We start from the raw sequence: 15,288 nt of genomic DNA on the forward strand, positions 1-15,288 counted from the left end.
ACAGGGGCTGCTAGGCGCCGACCGCCGCCAGCGCCGGCATCCGTGCCTCGTCGTAGCGTTCCAGCAGCACCCGGGCCACCTCCGGCGCCGGGCCCAGCACATCGGCCAGTACGTCCGCCTCGGCGGCGCCCCGTGCGATGCGGTCGGGCAGGCGGCCGGGGGCCAGGACGTAGGGGGCGACCGCGACCCGCTCGCAGCCGAGCGCCCGCAGTTCGCGCACCGCGTCCTCGGTGCGCGGAAGGGATGCGGAGGCGAACGCAGGCCGCACGGCGCACCAACCGGTGTGCCGCCACTCCCGCGCGATTTCAGCGATCACTGCGATCGCCTCCGGGTCCGTGGACCCCGCCGAGGCCAGCACGACCCCGGTCGAGGACTTGTCGGCGGGGGTCAGCCCCGCCTCGTACAGACGACGTTCGAGCGTGGCCGTCAGGAGCGGGGAGGGGCCGAGCACCTCCGCCTGACGGATGCGCAGCCGCGACGGTGCCTCCCGCAGCACCGCCGGGATGTCCGCCTTCGCGTGGAAGGCGCGCGTGAGGAGCAGGGGCAGCGCCACCACGTCACGTACGCCCTCTGCCGCCAGGGACTCCAACACCCCCTGCACCGAGGGGATGTTGAAGTCCAGGAAGCCGGTCTCCACCCGCAGGCCGGGGCGCTGGGCCCTGATCCGCCGGATGAGGGCATGCACCGTGGCGGCGTGCCGCGGGTCGCGGCTGCCGTGGGCGATGACCAGGAGGACCGGCTGGTTCATGACGGGCGGCTCAGCTCTTCACCAGGAGACCGCGGCTGCGCAGCACCCACCGCTCCACCGGGCTGAAGATCAGCAGGTCGATGGCGATACCGACGAACAGGATGAGGAAGATGGCGAGGAAGACCATCGACATGGAGCTGGCGTTGCGGCCGTTCTCCAGCAGCTGGCCCAGGCCCACGCCCAGGTCGGGCGAGGAGGCGATGATCTCCGCCGCCATCAGCGAACGCCAGGAGAACGCCCAGCCCTGCTTCAGGCCCGCCAGGTAACCGGGCAGCGCGGCCGGCATGAGGATGTGCCAGGTGCCCTTCAGGCCCGTCGCGCCCATCGTGCGGCCGGCGCGCAGGAACAGCGGCGGCACCTGGTCGACGCCCGACACCAGGCCGTTGGCGATCGACGGGACGGCGCCGAGCAGGATCACCGCGTACATCATCGAGTTGTTCAGACCCAGCCAGATCACGGCCGGCGGCACCCACGCCACCGAGGGCAGGGACTGCAGGCCCGACAGGACCGGGCCGATCGCGGCGCGGATGAACCGCACGCGCGCCACCACCAGACCCAGCGGGGTGCCGATCGCCAGGGCGAACAGGAAGCCGAGCAGACCGCGCGAGACGCTGGTCCAGATGTATTCGAGCAGCGTGCCCTGCAGCCAGGCGTTCTTGACCTCGCCCCACACGTCCGAGGGAGTGGGCAGCTTGGTCGGGTCGGTGACGATGTCGAACGAGATCAGCGACTGCCAGACCACGAGCACCACCGCGAACGCGATGAGCGGCGGCAGCACCTTCTGCTTGAAGGTCAGCCCGAAGGACCGGCCGCTGGAGAGACCGGTGACGCCGACGTCGAGGGCGTCGAGCCCCGCCTCCAGACCGGCCAGCTGGTAATTGTCCTTGCCGGGGCTGTCGTTGACGGCAGTGTCCGTCCGCTTCGTCTCAGTGCTGGCCATGGCGGCGGATCTCCCCACGAAGTTCTTCGGTGATCTCGATGGACAGTTCCGCCACGGGCGCGTCCTCGATGCGCCGCGGCTGCGGAATGTCCACCGTCCATTCGCGGGCGATCCGCCCGGGACGGGAGGACAGCAGGATCACGCGCTCCGCGAGCCGTACCGCCTCGCGCACGTTGTGCGTGACGAAGAGGACGGACAGACCCGTCTCGCTCCAGATCCGGGTCAGCTCGTCGTGCAGCATGTCCCGCGTGATCGCGTCCAGCGCCGCGAACGGCTCGTCCATCAGCAGGATCTGGCTGTCCTGAGCGAGCGCGCGGGCCATCGCCACACGCTGGCGCATACCGCCGGACAGCTCGTGCACCCGCTTGCCGTACGCGCCCTTCAGCCGTACGAGTTCGAGCAGCTCCTCGGTCCTGTCGCGCCGCTCGTTCTTCGGAACTCCCCTGAGCCTGAGGGCGAGTTCGATGTTCTTGCCCGCGGTCAGCCACGGGAACAGGGCGTGCTCCTGGAACATCAGAGCCGGGCGCCCGTTGGTCGTGATGCTGCCGACGGAGGGCTCGTCGAGCCCCGCCACCAGATTCAGCAGCGTCGACTTGCCGCAGCCCGAGGCCCCCAGGAGGGTGACGAACTCACCCGGCGCGACATCGAGGCTGATGTCGTCGAGGACGAGCTGCTGCCCGCCCGGCCCGGCGAAGGACTTCGAGACGTGCTCGATCCGGGCGGCGTACTCGACCGCTTCGGCGCTGTCGGCGTCCTTGGCGAGGGTCGTGGTCGTGGCCATGGTCGTCACCTCCTGGGAACTCATCGGGATCCGGGCTTACTTGACGCCGAGACCGGCGTCGTCGACCGTGCTCTCGCCGTCGGCCTTCAGGACCTTGTTCAGCAGCGTGAGGTCGTAGATTCCGCTCAGGTCGGGCTTCTCCAGCAGACCCGCCTTCACCGCGTGCTCCGCCTCGGTGCTGAGGGTGGAGGCCAGCGGGTCATTGGTGATCTGGATGGACTTCCAGGCCGGGTCGAGCACGTCGGCCGGCAGGGCCTTGCCCGAGTCCGCCTCCAGCTGCTTGTTCGCCGCAGCCTTCGCCTCGTCCGGGTTGGCGCTGATCCACTTGTTGGTCTCGACCGACGCCTTCAGGACCGCCTCGACGGCCTTCGGGTGCTCCTTGAGGAACTTCTGCGACACGATGATGTTCGTGATCACGAACTTCTTGTCGGGCCACAGCGTCGACTCGTCGAGCAGCACCTTGCCGCCCTCGGCGACCAGCTTGGACGCGGTCGGCTCCGGCACCCAGGCGCCGTCGATGGAGCCGGACTTGTAGGCGTCCGGGGTGATCTTGTTGTCCGTACGGACGACCGAGACATCACCCTTGCCGCTGTTCGCGTCGACGTTCCAGCCCTGGTCCGCGATCCAGTTGAGGAACGCCACGTCCTGCGTGTTGCCCAGCTGGGGGGTGGCGATCTTCTTGCCCTTGACGTCCTTCAGGGACTTGATCTTCTTCGGGTTGACCACGAGCTTCACGCCACCGGACGCCGAACCGCCGATGATGCGCAGGTTCGTGCCCTTGGACTTGGTGAAGCCGTTGATCGCCGGGGAGGGGCCGATCCAGCCGATGTCGATGGAGCCCGAGTTCAGCGCCTCGATCTCGGAGGGACCGGCGTTGAACGTCTGGTACTTCGCCTCGGTGGCGCCGAGCTCCTTCTGGAAGTAGCCCTTCTGGTTGGCCACCAGCGCGGTCGCGTGCGTCAGGTTTCCGAAGTAGCCGATCTTCACGGAGTCGAGACCGTCGATCTTCTCGGACCCGGCGGCGACCTTCGCCTTGGTGTCGTCCTTCGCCTCGGAGCCGTAGCTGCAGGCGGCGAGAGCGAGAAGGGGGAGCGTGACGGCGGCGGCGATGCCGCGGCTGAGCAGTTTGGAGCGCTTGGAGCGGATGGCAGGCACGGGAGGTGTTCCTCTCGTTGGCCCGGCGGTCACGACCTCAAGTCGTGGCCGGGAAGTCGGCAGGTCTTCGTTTTCGCAGGCGGTGGGGGGTGAGGGCGCGCAGGCAGTGCGCGTACGTCATCGCGCACATCGCGCCACTCCGCCCTGCCCGCTGCCGAGGGCGCCGCTGCCGACGCGGCCGCCCTCCTTCGCGAACGTGGAGTAGATGTCGACTGGGTTCATGTCAGAAGTCCCAACCGTCGTCGTCGGCCTCGTCCTTGACCGGCTGCGGCGCGGCGAACGACTCGCCGACCATGCCCGCGGTCAGGGTGGTGCCGTCCGCCGGGTCGATCAGGATGAACGCGCCGGTGCGGCGGGAATCGGCGTACGAGTCGAGCGGCAGCGGCTCGGCGGTACGGATCACGACGCGGCCGATGTCGTTGGCGACCAGCTGCCCGGGGTGCGGGTGCAGCGACAGGTCGTCCAGCGTCAGCCGGGACGGGATGTCCTTGACGATCGCCTTGACCGTGCGGGTGCCGTGCTTGAGCAGCACGCGGTGGCCGACGGTGAGCGGCTGGTCGGCGACGTGGCAGACGGTCGCCTCGACATCCTGGGTGGTCGCGGGCGCGTCCTTGCTCGGCACGATCAAGTCGCCGCGCGAGATGTCGATGTCGTCCTCCAGCAGGAGGGTCACCGACTGCGGGGTCCACGCGACGTCGACCGCCTTGCCCAGCAGATCGATCCCGGAGACCTTCGAGGTACGGCCGGAGGGCAGCACGGTCACGCTGTCGCCGACGCGGAACGTACCGGCCGCGATCTGACCGGCGTAACCCCGGTAGTCCGGGTACTCGGCGGTCTGCGGGCGGATCACGTACTGCACGGGCAGCCGGGCGTGGCAGTGCGCCAGGTCGTGGCTGACCGGCACCGTCTCCAGGTGCTCCAGGACGGTCGGGCCGCCGTACCAGTCCATGTTCGCCGACGGGTCCACCACGTTGTCACCGGCGAGCGCCGAGATCGGGATCGCGGTGATCTCGGGAACGCCCAGCTCGGAGGCGTACGCCGTGAACTCCTCGGCGATCGCCGCGAAGACGGACTCCTTGTACTCGACGAGGTCCATCTTGTTGACGGCGAGGACGACGTGCGGGACGCGCAGCAGCGCGGCGACGGCGGCGTGCCGGCGGGTCTGCTCGATGACGCCGTTACGGGCGTCGACCAGGACGACGGCCAGGTCGGCCGTCGAGGCGCCGGTGACCATGTTCCGCGTGTACTGCACGTGACCCGGCGTGTCGGCCAGGATGAACCGGCGGCGCGCGGTCGCGAAGTAGCGGTAGGCGACGTCGATGGTGATGCCCTGCTCGCGTTCGGCGCGCAGGCCGTCGGTGAGCAGTGCGAGGTCGGGCGTGTCCTGGCCGCGGCTGGCCGAGACGCGCTCGACGGCCTCCAGCTGGTCCGTCAGGATCGACTTGGAGTCGTGCAGCAGACGGCCGACGAGCGTGGACTTGCCGTCGTCGACGGAACCGGCGGTCGCGAAGCGCAGCAGAGTCGTGGCCGACAGCTGCTCGACCGACAAGGGCTCGGTGGGTTCGGTGGTGCTGGTCATGTCTAGAAGTACCCCTCGCGCTTGCGGTCTTCCATCGCGGCCTCGGACACCTTGTCGTCGGCGCGGGTGGCGCCCCGCTCGGTGAGGCGGGAGGCGGCGATCTCGGCGATGACGGCGTCCAGCGTGGACGCGTCGGAGTCGACGGCGCCCGTGCAGGACATGTCACCGACGGTCCGGTAGCGGACCTGCCGCTTCTCGACCGTCTCGCCGTCCTTCGGGCCGCCCCACTCGCCGGCGGTCAGCCACATGCCGGCCCGCTGGAACACCTCACGCTCGTGCGCGAAGTAGATGTCGGGGAGTTCGATGCCTTCGCGGGCGATGTACTGCCAGACGTCCAGCTCGGTCCAGTTGGAGAGCGGGAAGACGCGGACGTGTTCGCCGGGTGCGTGGCGGCCGTTGTAGAGCTGCCACAGCTCGGGGCGCTGGCGGCGCGGGTCCCACTGGGAGAACTCGTCGCGCAGGGAGAAGACGCGTTCCTTGGCGCGGGCCTTCTCCTCGTCGCGGCGTCCGCCGCCGAAGACGGCGTCGAAGCGCTCCGACTGGATCTTCTCGGTGAGCGGCAGGGTCTGCAGCGGGTTGCGGGTGCCGTCCGGGCGTTCCTTGAGGACACCGCGGTCGATGTAGTCCTGCACGGAGGCGACATGGAGGCGCAGGCCGTGCTTCTCGACCGTGCGGTCGCGGTATTCCAGGACTTCGGGGAAGTTGTGTCCGGTGTCCACGTGCAGCAGCGTGAAGGGGATCGCCGCGGGGGCGAACGCCTTGAGCGCCAGGTGCAGCATGACGATGGAGTCCTTGCCGCCGGAGAAGAGGATCACCGGCCGCTCGAACTCGCCCGCGACCTCGCGGAAGATGTGGACGGCCTCGGACTCCAGCGCGTCCAGATGCGACAGCGCGTACGGGCTGATGCTCCCGGCGTCGCCCTCGGAACTGCCGGCCGACTCGGAGACAGTGGCTGCGGTCGTCATGCGAGACCCCTTTCGGTGAGCAGCGCATGCAGCGCGGCCGCGGACTCCTGCACGGTCTGGGTGTGCGACTCGATGCGCAGATCGGGCGACGCGGGCGCCTCGTAGGGGTCGTCGACGCCGGTAAGCCCCGAGATCTCGCCCGCGGCCTGCTTGGCGTACAGCCCCTTCACATCGCGTACGGAGCAGACCTCGACCGGGGTCGCGACGTGCACCTCCAGGTACGGGGTGTCCCCGGCCTGGTGGCGCCCCCGCACCGCCTCACGGCTGTCCGCGTACGGCGCGATCACCGGGACGAGCGCCTTGACGCCGTTGCGGGCGAGCAGCTCCGCGAGGAAGCCGATGCGCTGCACGTTCGTGGCGCGGTCCTCGCGGGAGAAGCCGAGACCCGACGAGAGGAACTCGCGGATCTCGTCCCCGTCGAGCACCTCGACACGGTGGCCCTCTTCGCGCAGCCGGCCGGCCAGCTCGTACGCGATGGTGGTCTTGCCGGCACTCGGCAGACCCGTGAGCCAGACGGTGGCTCCGGTCGTCACTTGCTGCTCCTGAGAAATCGTGGGGTCCGCGGCGTGCGCGGTCGTGTGCGGGGTCGTGTCCGTGGTCGTCATTCGTGCAGCCCGCACTCGGTCTTGGCGCGTCCCGCCCAGCGGCCGGCGCGTGCGTCCTCGCCCTCCAGCACACGGCGGGTGCAGGGCGCGCAGCCGACGGACGCGTAGCCGTCCATCAGCAGCGGGTTGGTGAGAACCCCGTGCTCCGCGACATAGGCGTCCACGTCGTCCTGCGTCCAGCGGGCGATCGGCGAGATCTTGACCTTCTGCCGCTTCTCGTCCCAGCCGACGACCGGTGTGTTCGCCCGGGTCGGGGACTCGTCGCGGCGCAGCCCGGTCGCCCACGCGTCGTACTTGGTCAGGCCCTCTTCCAGGGGCTTGACCTTGCGCAGCGCGCAGCACAGGTCGGGGTTGCGGTCATGCAGCTTGGGGCCGTACTCGGCGTCCTGCTCGGCCACCGTCTGGCGCGGGGTGAGCGTGATGACGTTGACGTCCATCACGGCCTCGACCGCGTCCCGGGTGCCGATGGTCTCCGGGAAGTGGTAGCCGGTGTCGAGGAAGACGACGTCCACACCGGGCTTGGCGCGGGAGGCGAGGTGGGCGACGACCGCGTCCTCCATGGAGGAGGTCACGCAGAACTTCGTGCCGAAGGTGTCGACGGCCCACCGGAGGATCTCCAGGGCGGAGGCGTCCTCCAGGTCGCGCCCCGCCTGCTCGGCGAGGCTCTTCAAGTCCTCGCCCGTACGCTCTTCCTGAATCGTCGTCATATCTCTGCCCCTCCACGATCATCCTGGCGAAGCCCCCGGGCCAGCAGCCCGAGGAACTTCAACTGGAAGGCTCGATTGCACGCTGCGCATTCCCACGCGCCGTGGCCCTGCTCGCTCGGACGAAGGTCTTCGTCACCGCAGTAGGGGCAGTGGAAGGGGGCCGCTCGCTCGCTCATGAGAGGGACTCCTCGGAGGCTCGGGTGGCCCACTTGGCGAAGCGCTCGCCTTCCTCGCGCTCCGCCTGGAAGCGCTTGAGGACCCGCTCGACGTAGTCGGGCAGCTCCTCCGAAGTGACCTTCAGGCCACGGACCTTGCGGCCGAACCCGGCCTCCAGACCGAGCGCGCCGCCCAGGTGCACCTGGAAGCCCTCGACCTGGTTGCCGTTGTCGTCCAGGACCAGCTGGCCCTTGAGACCGATGTCCGCGACCTGGATACGGGCGCAGGCGTTCGGGCAGCCGTTGATGTTGATGGTGATCGGCTCTTCGAACTCGGGGATGCGGCGCTCGAGTTCGTCGATCAGGGAAGCACCGCGCGCCTTGGTCTCGACGATCGCGAGCTTGCAGTACTCGATGCCGGTGCAGGCCATCGTGCCGCGCCGGAACGGGGAGGGCTTGACGGTCAGGTCGAGGGCTTCGAGGCCCTCCACCAGCGAGTCGACCTGGTCCTGCTCGACATCGAGCACGATCATCTTCTGCTCGGCGGTGGTGCGCAGGCGGCCGGAGCCGTGTCCCGCGGCCAGCTCGGCGATCTTCGTGAGGGTCGTGCCGTCCACGCGGCCGACGCGCGGCGCGAAACCGACGTAGAAACGGCCGTCCTTCTGCCGGTGCACACCGACGTGGTCGCGCCAGCGGGCGACCGGCTGGTCGGGCGCGGGGCCGTCAACCAGCTTCCGCTTGAGGTACTCGTCCTCCAGGACCCGGCGGAACTTCTCGACGCCCCAGTCGGCGAGCAGGAACTTCAGACGGGCGCGGGTGCGCAGCCGCCGGTAGCCGTAGTCACGGAAGATCGAGATGACGCCCTCGTAGACGTCCGGGACCTCGTCGAGCGGGACCCAGGCGCCGAGGCGCTGGCCGATCTTCGGGTTGGTGGAGAGGCCGCCGCCGACCCAGACGTCGAAGCCGGGGCCGTGCTCCGGGTGGTTCACGCCGACGAAGGCGATGTCGTTGATCTCGTGCGCCACATCCAGCAGCGGCGAGCCGGAGACCGCCGACTTGAACTTGCGGGGCAGGTTCGAGAAGTCCTTGTTGCCGACGATCCGGCGGTGGATCTCGTCGATCGCCGGCGTGCCGTCGATGATCTCGTCCTCGGCGATCCCGGCGACGGGCGAGCCGAGGATGACGCGGGGCGTGTCACCGCAGGCCTCGGTCGTGGACAGGCCCACGGCCTCCAGGCGGTCCCAGATCTCCGGGACGTCCTCGATGCGGATCCAGTGGTACTGCACGTTCTGCCGGTCGGTGAGGTCGGCGGTGCCGCGCGCGAACTCCTGCGAGATCTCGCCGATGACGCGCAGCTGCTCGGTGGTCAGCCGGCCGCCGTCGATGCGGACGCGCAGCATGAAGTACTTGTCGTCCAGCTCCTCCGGCTCCAGGATCGCGGTCTTGCCACCGTCGATCCCGGGCTTGCGCTGGGTGTACAGGCCCCACCAGCGCATCCGGCCGCGCAGGTCGTTGGGGTCGATCGAGTCGAAGCCCCGCTTGGAGTAGATCGTCTCAATGCGTGTCCGCACGTTGAGACCGTCGTCGTCCTTCTTGAACTGTTCGTTGCCGTTGAGCGGGGTGAAGTGACCCACGGCCCACTGACCCTCGCCGCGGTGACGGCTCACCTTGCGGCGGGGCGCGGCGGCGGGATTCTGCGGGGTGGCGGCCATGGTTGCTACGTCCTTCGAGACTGCGGGACAGATCTGTCAGCGGCTCTGACCTGCGCATACGGGCGCATACGGAAGTATGGGCGCGTCACTGCGCAAGGGTCGCAAAGAGGGGAGAGTCGGGCGTTGCTGGACTGGTCAGCTCGCCGGACAGATGGCGCTGGACATGCGGCCGAGGTCGACGTGCCGCCGACTCACCAAGGCAATTCCAGTTCCAGACATGACGGAAGCGTGTCACGGGGATCTCGGGCCAGTCCACCTTCATCCACCATGTGGACACCCTGGTCCCGCATCGTGAGACAAGGGTGGCGTCGGTCACATGTCCGGGCCGCCGGCGCTGCCCAAACGCGCCGGAAGCCGGTCACGGACAGGTCACCAGCAGGTCAGACCGCCCGGGCTCCCGGCCAGGGTCCCGGTGCGGCCACCTCCGGCTGCTCCTCCGCCTTCGTGTCGAAGAGCTTGAAGCCCCGCCGCAGATAGTTGTCCATCGCGTGCTCCCCGTCCAGGCTGCATGTATGCAGCCAGACCCGCTTGGTCTCGGCCCGCCCCGGCCAGCGCCCGGCCAGGTCCCAGGCCCGCGCGACCCCGTAGGAGAGGAGATGCCCGCCGATCCGGCGCCCCCGGAAGGCGGGGATCAGCCCGAAGTACACGACCTCCACGACCCCGTCGTCCTGCGGCTCCAGCTCGACATAGCCCGCGGGCGTTCCCTTGTCGTACGCGACCCAGGTCTCCGCGCCCGGCCGTTCCAGGGCCTCCTGCCACTGCGCGTACGTCCAGCCGAGCCGGTCGATCCAGCGGATGTCCCCGCCGACCGACGCGTAGAGGAAGCGGCTGAACTCGGGCGAGGGCACCTCGGACCGTACGATCCGGACGTCGCCGTCGGGCGCGCTCGCGGGGAGCAGGTCGGTCGGGGCCGTCTGCTCCAGGGACCAGGTGGTCACAGTGGCGTTGCTCATGCGAGCCAGGGAACCATGGGGGCACGCCGGCCTCCAAAAGTGACCCCGGAACCGCTTTCGGGAACCCGGGCGCGATCCCGGGCCCGAGTGGACGCCCACCTCAGCGAGCCGTCCGCTCCAGCCAGCGGTCTGCTCAAGCGAGCCGTCTACTCCATCGACCTGTCGACCGAGGACAGCGGAACGGCGTACAGCACCCGCTCCCGCACCGAGGTGCCGTCGGAGGCCCCGGTCAGCGTCCACAGCTCACCCGTCTCCTGCCAGTAGGAGAGGGACGCGGTGCCCAGGCCCCAGCACGCGTGCGACCGGTCCGCCGTGCAGGTGGCGGCCTTCGCGCCGCTGTCGGTCTGCCGCCAGAGGGTGCTGTGCTGGGTGGGGCTGTCCGTTGCGTGGCCCACGTACCACCGCGCCTCGCGCGTGCCGCTCGGTGTGTGCGACAGGACGCCGGACACTCCTGCCGCCTTGGTCTCGTAGGCCTCGACCGCGTCGACATACCCCTGGGAGTCGGCGAGCAGGCCCGTGCGGTAGGCGGCGGTGCTGTACGAGTACCGCCAGACACGGGACCGCGCCGCGCCGCCGGAGGTGGACTGCTCGGTCGCGACCAGGCTGTCCGGCGCCGTCGTACGGTCGAGGGAGAGGGAGCCGAAGCACGGGACCGCCTTGTCGCTGCCCGCCGTACACGCGCCGCCGGTCACGTCGTAGGAGCCGACGGCCGGGAGCACGTACTGGTAGCCGTCCGCCGAGTAGCCGTCGCTCACCCTGCCGACGGCGCCGCTGTTCACGTCGGCCTTCAGGATGCGGTGCATGTCGAAGACGAGCAGGCCCGCGCCGTGCGCGGCGGTGACGATCAGCTTGTCCTGGTACCAGACCATGCCGCCGAGGCCCGAGCGGACCGCCGTGAAGTCCTTGCCGCCGTCGCGCGGGGCGACGAGCAGGACCCAGCGGTACGTGAGGGCGTCCGGGTCGGTCGCGTCGACGAAGGCGATCCGGGCCAGGCCCTCGTCCCGGGTCGGCGCGGCGGCCTGCTGGTCGATGTGCGTCCAGCCGGCCAGGATCACCCGGTGCCCGCCCCACTGGCCGTCGTCGTCGGCGTCACCGGAGGTGGTCACGGACCGTGGCTGCCACTGGAGGGTCCTGGCGTCGCCGCTGTCCCAGCAGTACGCGCGCGTGGCCGTGGGCTCGACGGGCAGCGCTCCCCGCTCGCCGGCGGCGCAGCCGGCCTTGTCGCGCATGGAGCGGTCGGCGCTCTGAAGGACGCCGTCGACACCGACGTTCCCGCCCATGTCCTCGGTGAGCGTGTCGAGGGTGTCCCGGGCGACCAGGTTCTCGTGCAGACGCAGCTCACCGGTCGCGGCGGCCGACGTGAGCGGCGTCAGCCCGCCCGGAGTGCCGCTTCCCGTGGCCTGGGAGGCGCTGATCAGGGTGGCGGCCGCGGTGAGCGCGAGGGCGGTTCCGGCCAGGGTGGCGCGCAGCGCCTGTCCCCTTCTACGACGACGGTGCCTGCCACGCTGCTTCATGCGTCCTCCTGAGAAGGCCAACTGCCTCTCACACTCCGGGGGTTGACGGAGAGACGGGTGGGGTGGCCTGAGAGGGGATGCTACGGCAGATGCCCACGGGCCTGGTCGAAGACCCCGGAAGACACTCACGAAATACGCACGCCACGACATTCGTCATCCACACGCGACGGCACTCGTCGACCGGGAGTCACCCACGAAACACCCTCACGACGGACCCTCACGACAGACCCTCACGACAACCCCTGTCCCTGCCACGGCGCCCCGCCCGCCCGCGCCCCCAGCACCGCCGGCGCCGTCGAGTGCGGCAGCAGGTCCAGCGGATCGTCCGGCAGCAGGACCTCCACCTCCACCTCCTCGCGGAAGCGGTACGGCCGGTGGTCGAGCAGGCCCGTGAAGCGTCGCCGTACCCGGGACAGTTCGGCGCGGACCGTCACCGTGCGGGTGGGGTCGCCGAACAGGTCGACGGCGAGCTGGGCCGCGCTGCGTCCCTGGCGGTGCACGGCGAGCACGTACAGCAGCTCCGCGTGGCGGGGGGTCAGGTCCTGCGCCCAACTGCCCGCCGCTCCCGCGACGGTGGCGCACGGCCGCCGGGGCTCGCTGAGGTCCAGCACCACACGGCTCGCGGAGCCGGAGGTGTCGGTCTCCGTGACCCGCAGCAGCCATCCGCCGGGCATCGGCTCCGCGACGCACATCCCGAGCGAGGGCAGCCAGACCCGGCCCGCGCCGAAGGAGTTGGGGAGGGGGACCCGGTCCACGGGCGGCATCCCCGTGACGGCCGCCAGCCAGCCGTTCGTGTCGACCACCAGCGCCTTGCCGCCCAGCCGGCACAGGAGGGGCGCGGCCACCGCGCGCAGCCGCTCGATGGCCGTCAGATGCCTGCTGCGCAGTTCACTTTCGGCCAGCCGGGACACCGAGTCGACCAGGGCGAGCGTGGCCGGATGAAACGTGCTGTCCGGCCCGCTCACGTCGATGATGCCGAGCAGCCGCCCGTCCCGGGGGTCGTGCACCGGCGCGGCGGCACAGGTCCAGTCGTGCAGCGTGCGCACGAAGTGCTCGGCCGAGTGCACCTGGACGGCCGCGCCCGCCGACAGCGCGGTGCCGATCGCGTTGGTGCCCGTCGTGTCCTCGCTCCACGCGGCGCCTTCCTCCAGGCAGATGGTGTCGGCCCGGCGCAGCACCCCCGCGTTGCCCTCGCGCCACAACACCCGGCCCTCGGGGTCGGTGACCACCATGATCTGCAGGGACGCGTCGGCGACCGATCCCAGCCCGCCGCTGAGGATCGGCATCACCTCGGCGAGCGCGGTGGATGTCCGGCGATGTTCGAGTTCGTCCGTCTGCAACAGCACACTGTCCGTGCCTTGTTCGGGATCGACACCGAAACGTTTCACTCGTTGCCATGACTGGCCGATGACCGGTCGCGGTGCGATCGGGGAGCGTTCGCCTCTGAGCGTCGCGGCCCAGGTTTCCTGGAGGTGCCGGACCGTTTCGGACGCGTCCAGCGGAGCGAAACGGGCGGGGTTGAACGATGTGGTCTTCACAGGGCACTCCCGAAACCAGTACCGCGCATGAGCAGTGACGCCGCCGTCATCCCACATCGTGCCTGCTCCCGGCGCGGTACGCGGGCAGTTCGCACAAGGTGCGCAAAGGAATGCAACGGTCTGCAACTCTCGCCAACGGTCACAAGGTTCCTTGAAACTGACAACGACGTCACCTCGCGCGGCGTCCGTGCTCCTCGAACGGGGCCACAAGATGCGGGGGTGGTGCCGTGTCGGCGCAGCACCACCCCCGTTCCCGCGCGCTCACCTGCGAAGAGCAACGGAATCCGGCCGCCCGCGGTTCAGGAAACCGGCCGCGCCCGCTCCACCACCGTGGCCAGATCCAGACTGTGCGGCAGCGTCCCGAAGGCCGAACCCCAGTCCCCGCCCAGCCGTGAGGCACAGAACGCGTCGGCGACCTCCGGGGGCGCGTACCGGACGAGCAGCGACCCCTGGAGCACCGTCGCGATCCGCTCGACGAGACGGCGGGCGCGGCCCTCGACGCCGTCCAGGTCGGCGAGTTCGGCCAGCAGGTTCTTGATGGCCCCGTCGAGGCGGTGGTCGGCGCCGCGTGCCTGGCCCACCTCCCGCAGATAGGCGTCGAGGGCCCCCGGCTCCCGTTGCAGCGCGCGCAGCACGTCCAGCGCCTGGACGTTGCCCGCGCCCTCCCAGATGGAGTTGAGCGGCGACTCGCGCAGCAGCCGGGGCATGCCCGACTCCTCCACGTATCCGTTGCCGCCCAGGCACTCCAGCGCCTCCACGGCCACCGGCGTGCACCGCTTGGTCACCCAGTACTTGGCGGCCGGCACCGCGAGCCGCAGGAACGCCCGCTCCTGCTCGCTCCCGTCGTCGTAGGCGGCGGCCAGCCGCAGCGCGAGCGTCGTCGCGGCCTCGGACTCCAGCGCCAGATCGGCGAGTACGTTCCGCATCAGCGGCTTGTCGACGAGCCGGCCGCCGAACGCCTCACGGTAGGTGCAGTGGTGGATCGCCTGCGCGACCGCCTGCCGCATCAGCGAGGCCGAGCCGAGCACACAGTCCAGCCGGGTCGCCGCGACCATCTCGATGATGGTGCGCACCCCGCGCCCCTCGTCCCCGACCCGGCGCGCCCAGGTCCCGTCGAACTCGACCTCGCTCGACGCGTTCGACTTGTTGCCGAGCTTGTCCTTGAGCCGCTGGATGCGGAACGTGTTCTGCGAATCGTCCTCCAGAACACGCGGGACGAGGAAGCAGGTGAGCCCGCCCGGCGCCTGCGCGAGGACCAGGAAACCGTCCGACATGGGCGCCGAACAGAACCACTTGTGGCCCGTCAGCTCGTACGTCCCGTCCTCGGCGAGCGGCCGCGCCTCGGTCGTGTTGGCGCGTACGTCGCTGCCGCCCTGCTTCTCCGTCATCCCCATCCCGAAGAGCACGCCGGCCTTCTGGGAGGCGGGCCGCAGCCCCTGGTCGTAGACCGTGGACGTCAGCCGCGGCTCCCACTCGGCGGCGAGCGCCGGGTCGGTGCGCAGCGCGGGCACCGCCGCGTGGGTCATCGACAGGGGGCAGCCGTGGCCCGCCTCGGCCTGCGTCCAGACCACGAAGGAGGCCGCGCGCCGTACATGGCCGCCCGGACGGTTCCAGGCCGCGGTCAGCCCCGCGGACACGCCCTTCCCGAGGAGCCGGTGCCAGGCCGGATGGAACTCGACCTCGTCGATCCGGTTGCCGTAGCGGTCGTGGGTGCGCAGCTTGGGCGGGTTCTCATTGGCCAGCACCCCCCACTCCTGTACCTGAGCGGAACCGGCGCTGCGCCCGAGCGCCGACAGATCGTCTCGCGCCTCCTCAAGGATCTCCGGATCGAGATGTCGGCCGACCGCCTCCACGAGGGCCCGGTCGGCGGCGAATACGTCATATCCGACCAGGGGTGGAGCCTGGTTGGTCACGGTGTGGGTGCTGGCTGCCATAC

At 70.2% G+C, this 15,288-nt stretch carries 15 protein-coding genes; all 15 read right to left on the reverse strand.

Annotated elements, in window-relative coordinates; translation table 11 throughout:
- Positions 1 to 10 precede the first annotated feature (10 nt).
- The 15 genes from OG975_RS36880 to OG975_RS36950 all read right to left on the reverse strand — a co-directional run bounded on the left by OG975_RS36880 (position 11) and on the right by OG975_RS36950 (position 15,286).
- Complete coding sequence (locus OG975_RS36880; protein WP_406333757.1) at positions 11 to 748, reverse strand: sirohydrochlorin chelatase; 738 nt, start codon at positions 746 to 748, stop codon at positions 11 to 13.
- 10 nt (positions 749 to 758) lie between these two features.
- On the reverse strand, positions 759 to 1,688 hold the full coding sequence (locus OG975_RS36885) for an ABC transporter permease (protein WP_406333758.1): 930 nt from the start codon (positions 1,686 to 1,688) through the stop codon (positions 759 to 761).
- Positions 1,675 to 2,493, reverse strand: coding sequence for an ABC transporter ATP-binding protein (locus OG975_RS36890; protein ID WP_406333759.1), 819 nt, complete (start codon positions 2,491 to 2,493; stop codon positions 1,675 to 1,677). Before OG975_RS36890 ends, OG975_RS36885 begins: the two co-directional genes overlap by 14 nt.
- A 12-nt stretch (positions 2,494 to 2,505) precedes the next feature.
- Positions 2,506 to 3,615: an aliphatic sulfonate ABC transporter substrate-binding protein gene (locus OG975_RS36895; protein WP_406336631.1), complete on the reverse strand. Its 1,110-nt coding sequence runs from the start codon at positions 3,613 to 3,615 to the stop codon at positions 2,506 to 2,508.
- A gap of 232 nt (positions 3,616 to 3,847) precedes the next feature.
- Positions 3,848 to 5,203 (reverse strand): sulfate adenylyltransferase subunit 1, encoded by a 1,356-nt coding sequence (locus tag OG975_RS36900; protein WP_406333761.1) that lies wholly within the window; start codon positions 5,201 to 5,203, stop codon positions 3,848 to 3,850.
- A gap of 2 nt (positions 5,204 to 5,205) precedes the next feature.
- Positions 5,206 to 6,168, reverse strand: coding sequence for a sulfate adenylyltransferase subunit CysD (cysD, locus tag OG975_RS36905; protein ID WP_406333762.1), 963 nt, complete (start codon positions 6,166 to 6,168; stop codon positions 5,206 to 5,208).
- Positions 6,165 to 6,701 carry an adenylyl-sulfate kinase gene (gene cysC / locus OG975_RS36910; protein WP_406333764.1) on the reverse strand — a complete coding sequence of 179 codons (537 nt, stop codon included), beginning with the start codon at positions 6,699 to 6,701 and terminating at the stop codon, positions 6,165 to 6,167. The genes cysD and cysC overlap by 4 nt, the downstream gene beginning before the upstream one ends.
- A gap of 68 nt (positions 6,702 to 6,769) precedes the next feature.
- Positions 6,770 to 7,480: a phosphoadenylyl-sulfate reductase gene (locus tag OG975_RS36915; protein WP_406333766.1), complete on the reverse strand. Its 711-nt coding sequence runs from the start codon at positions 7,478 to 7,480 to the stop codon at positions 6,770 to 6,772.
- Complete coding sequence (locus OG975_RS36920; RefSeq protein WP_327432637.1) at positions 7,477 to 7,656, reverse strand: hypothetical protein; 180 nt, start codon at positions 7,654 to 7,656, stop codon at positions 7,477 to 7,479. Before OG975_RS36920 ends, OG975_RS36915 begins: the two co-directional genes overlap by 4 nt.
- On the reverse strand, positions 7,653 to 9,347 hold the full coding sequence (locus OG975_RS36925; RefSeq protein WP_406333767.1) for a nitrite/sulfite reductase: 1,695 nt from the start codon (positions 9,345 to 9,347) through the stop codon (positions 7,653 to 7,655). Before OG975_RS36925 ends, OG975_RS36920 begins: the two co-directional genes overlap by 4 nt.
- A 135-nt stretch (positions 9,348 to 9,482) precedes the next feature.
- A complete protein-coding gene (locus OG975_RS36930) occupies positions 9,483 to 9,566 on the reverse strand; it encodes a putative leader peptide (protein WP_309486338.1) in 84 nt (27 codons plus the stop codon).
- A gap of 161 nt (positions 9,567 to 9,727) precedes the next feature.
- Entirely contained in the window at positions 9,728 to 10,300 is a 573-nt protein-coding gene (locus OG975_RS36935) for a GNAT family N-acetyltransferase (RefSeq protein ID WP_406333769.1), read from the reverse strand.
- Between the two features lie 146 nt (positions 10,301 to 10,446).
- Complete coding sequence (locus OG975_RS36940; protein ID WP_406333771.1) at positions 10,447 to 11,814, reverse strand: hypothetical protein; 1,368 nt, start codon at positions 11,812 to 11,814, stop codon at positions 10,447 to 10,449.
- Positions 11,815 to 12,044: 230 nt separating this feature from the next.
- Positions 12,045 to 13,313, reverse strand: a complete 1,269-nt coding sequence (locus OG975_RS36945) for a GAF domain-containing protein (RefSeq protein ID WP_406336633.1) — start codon at positions 13,311 to 13,313, stop codon at positions 12,045 to 12,047.
- A 338-nt stretch (positions 13,314 to 13,651) separates the two neighbouring features.
- On the reverse strand, positions 13,652 to 15,286 hold the full coding sequence (locus tag OG975_RS36950; RefSeq protein WP_406333773.1) for an acyl-CoA dehydrogenase family protein: 1,635 nt from the start codon (positions 15,284 to 15,286) through the stop codon (positions 13,652 to 13,654).
- Between the last annotated feature and the right edge of the window lie 2 nt (positions 15,287 to 15,288).

Source organism: Streptomyces sp. NBC_00203 (assembly GCF_045206325.1).
GTDB classification, from domain to species: domain Bacteria; phylum Actinomycetota; class Actinomycetes; order Streptomycetales; family Streptomycetaceae; genus Streptomyces; species Streptomyces lutosisoli.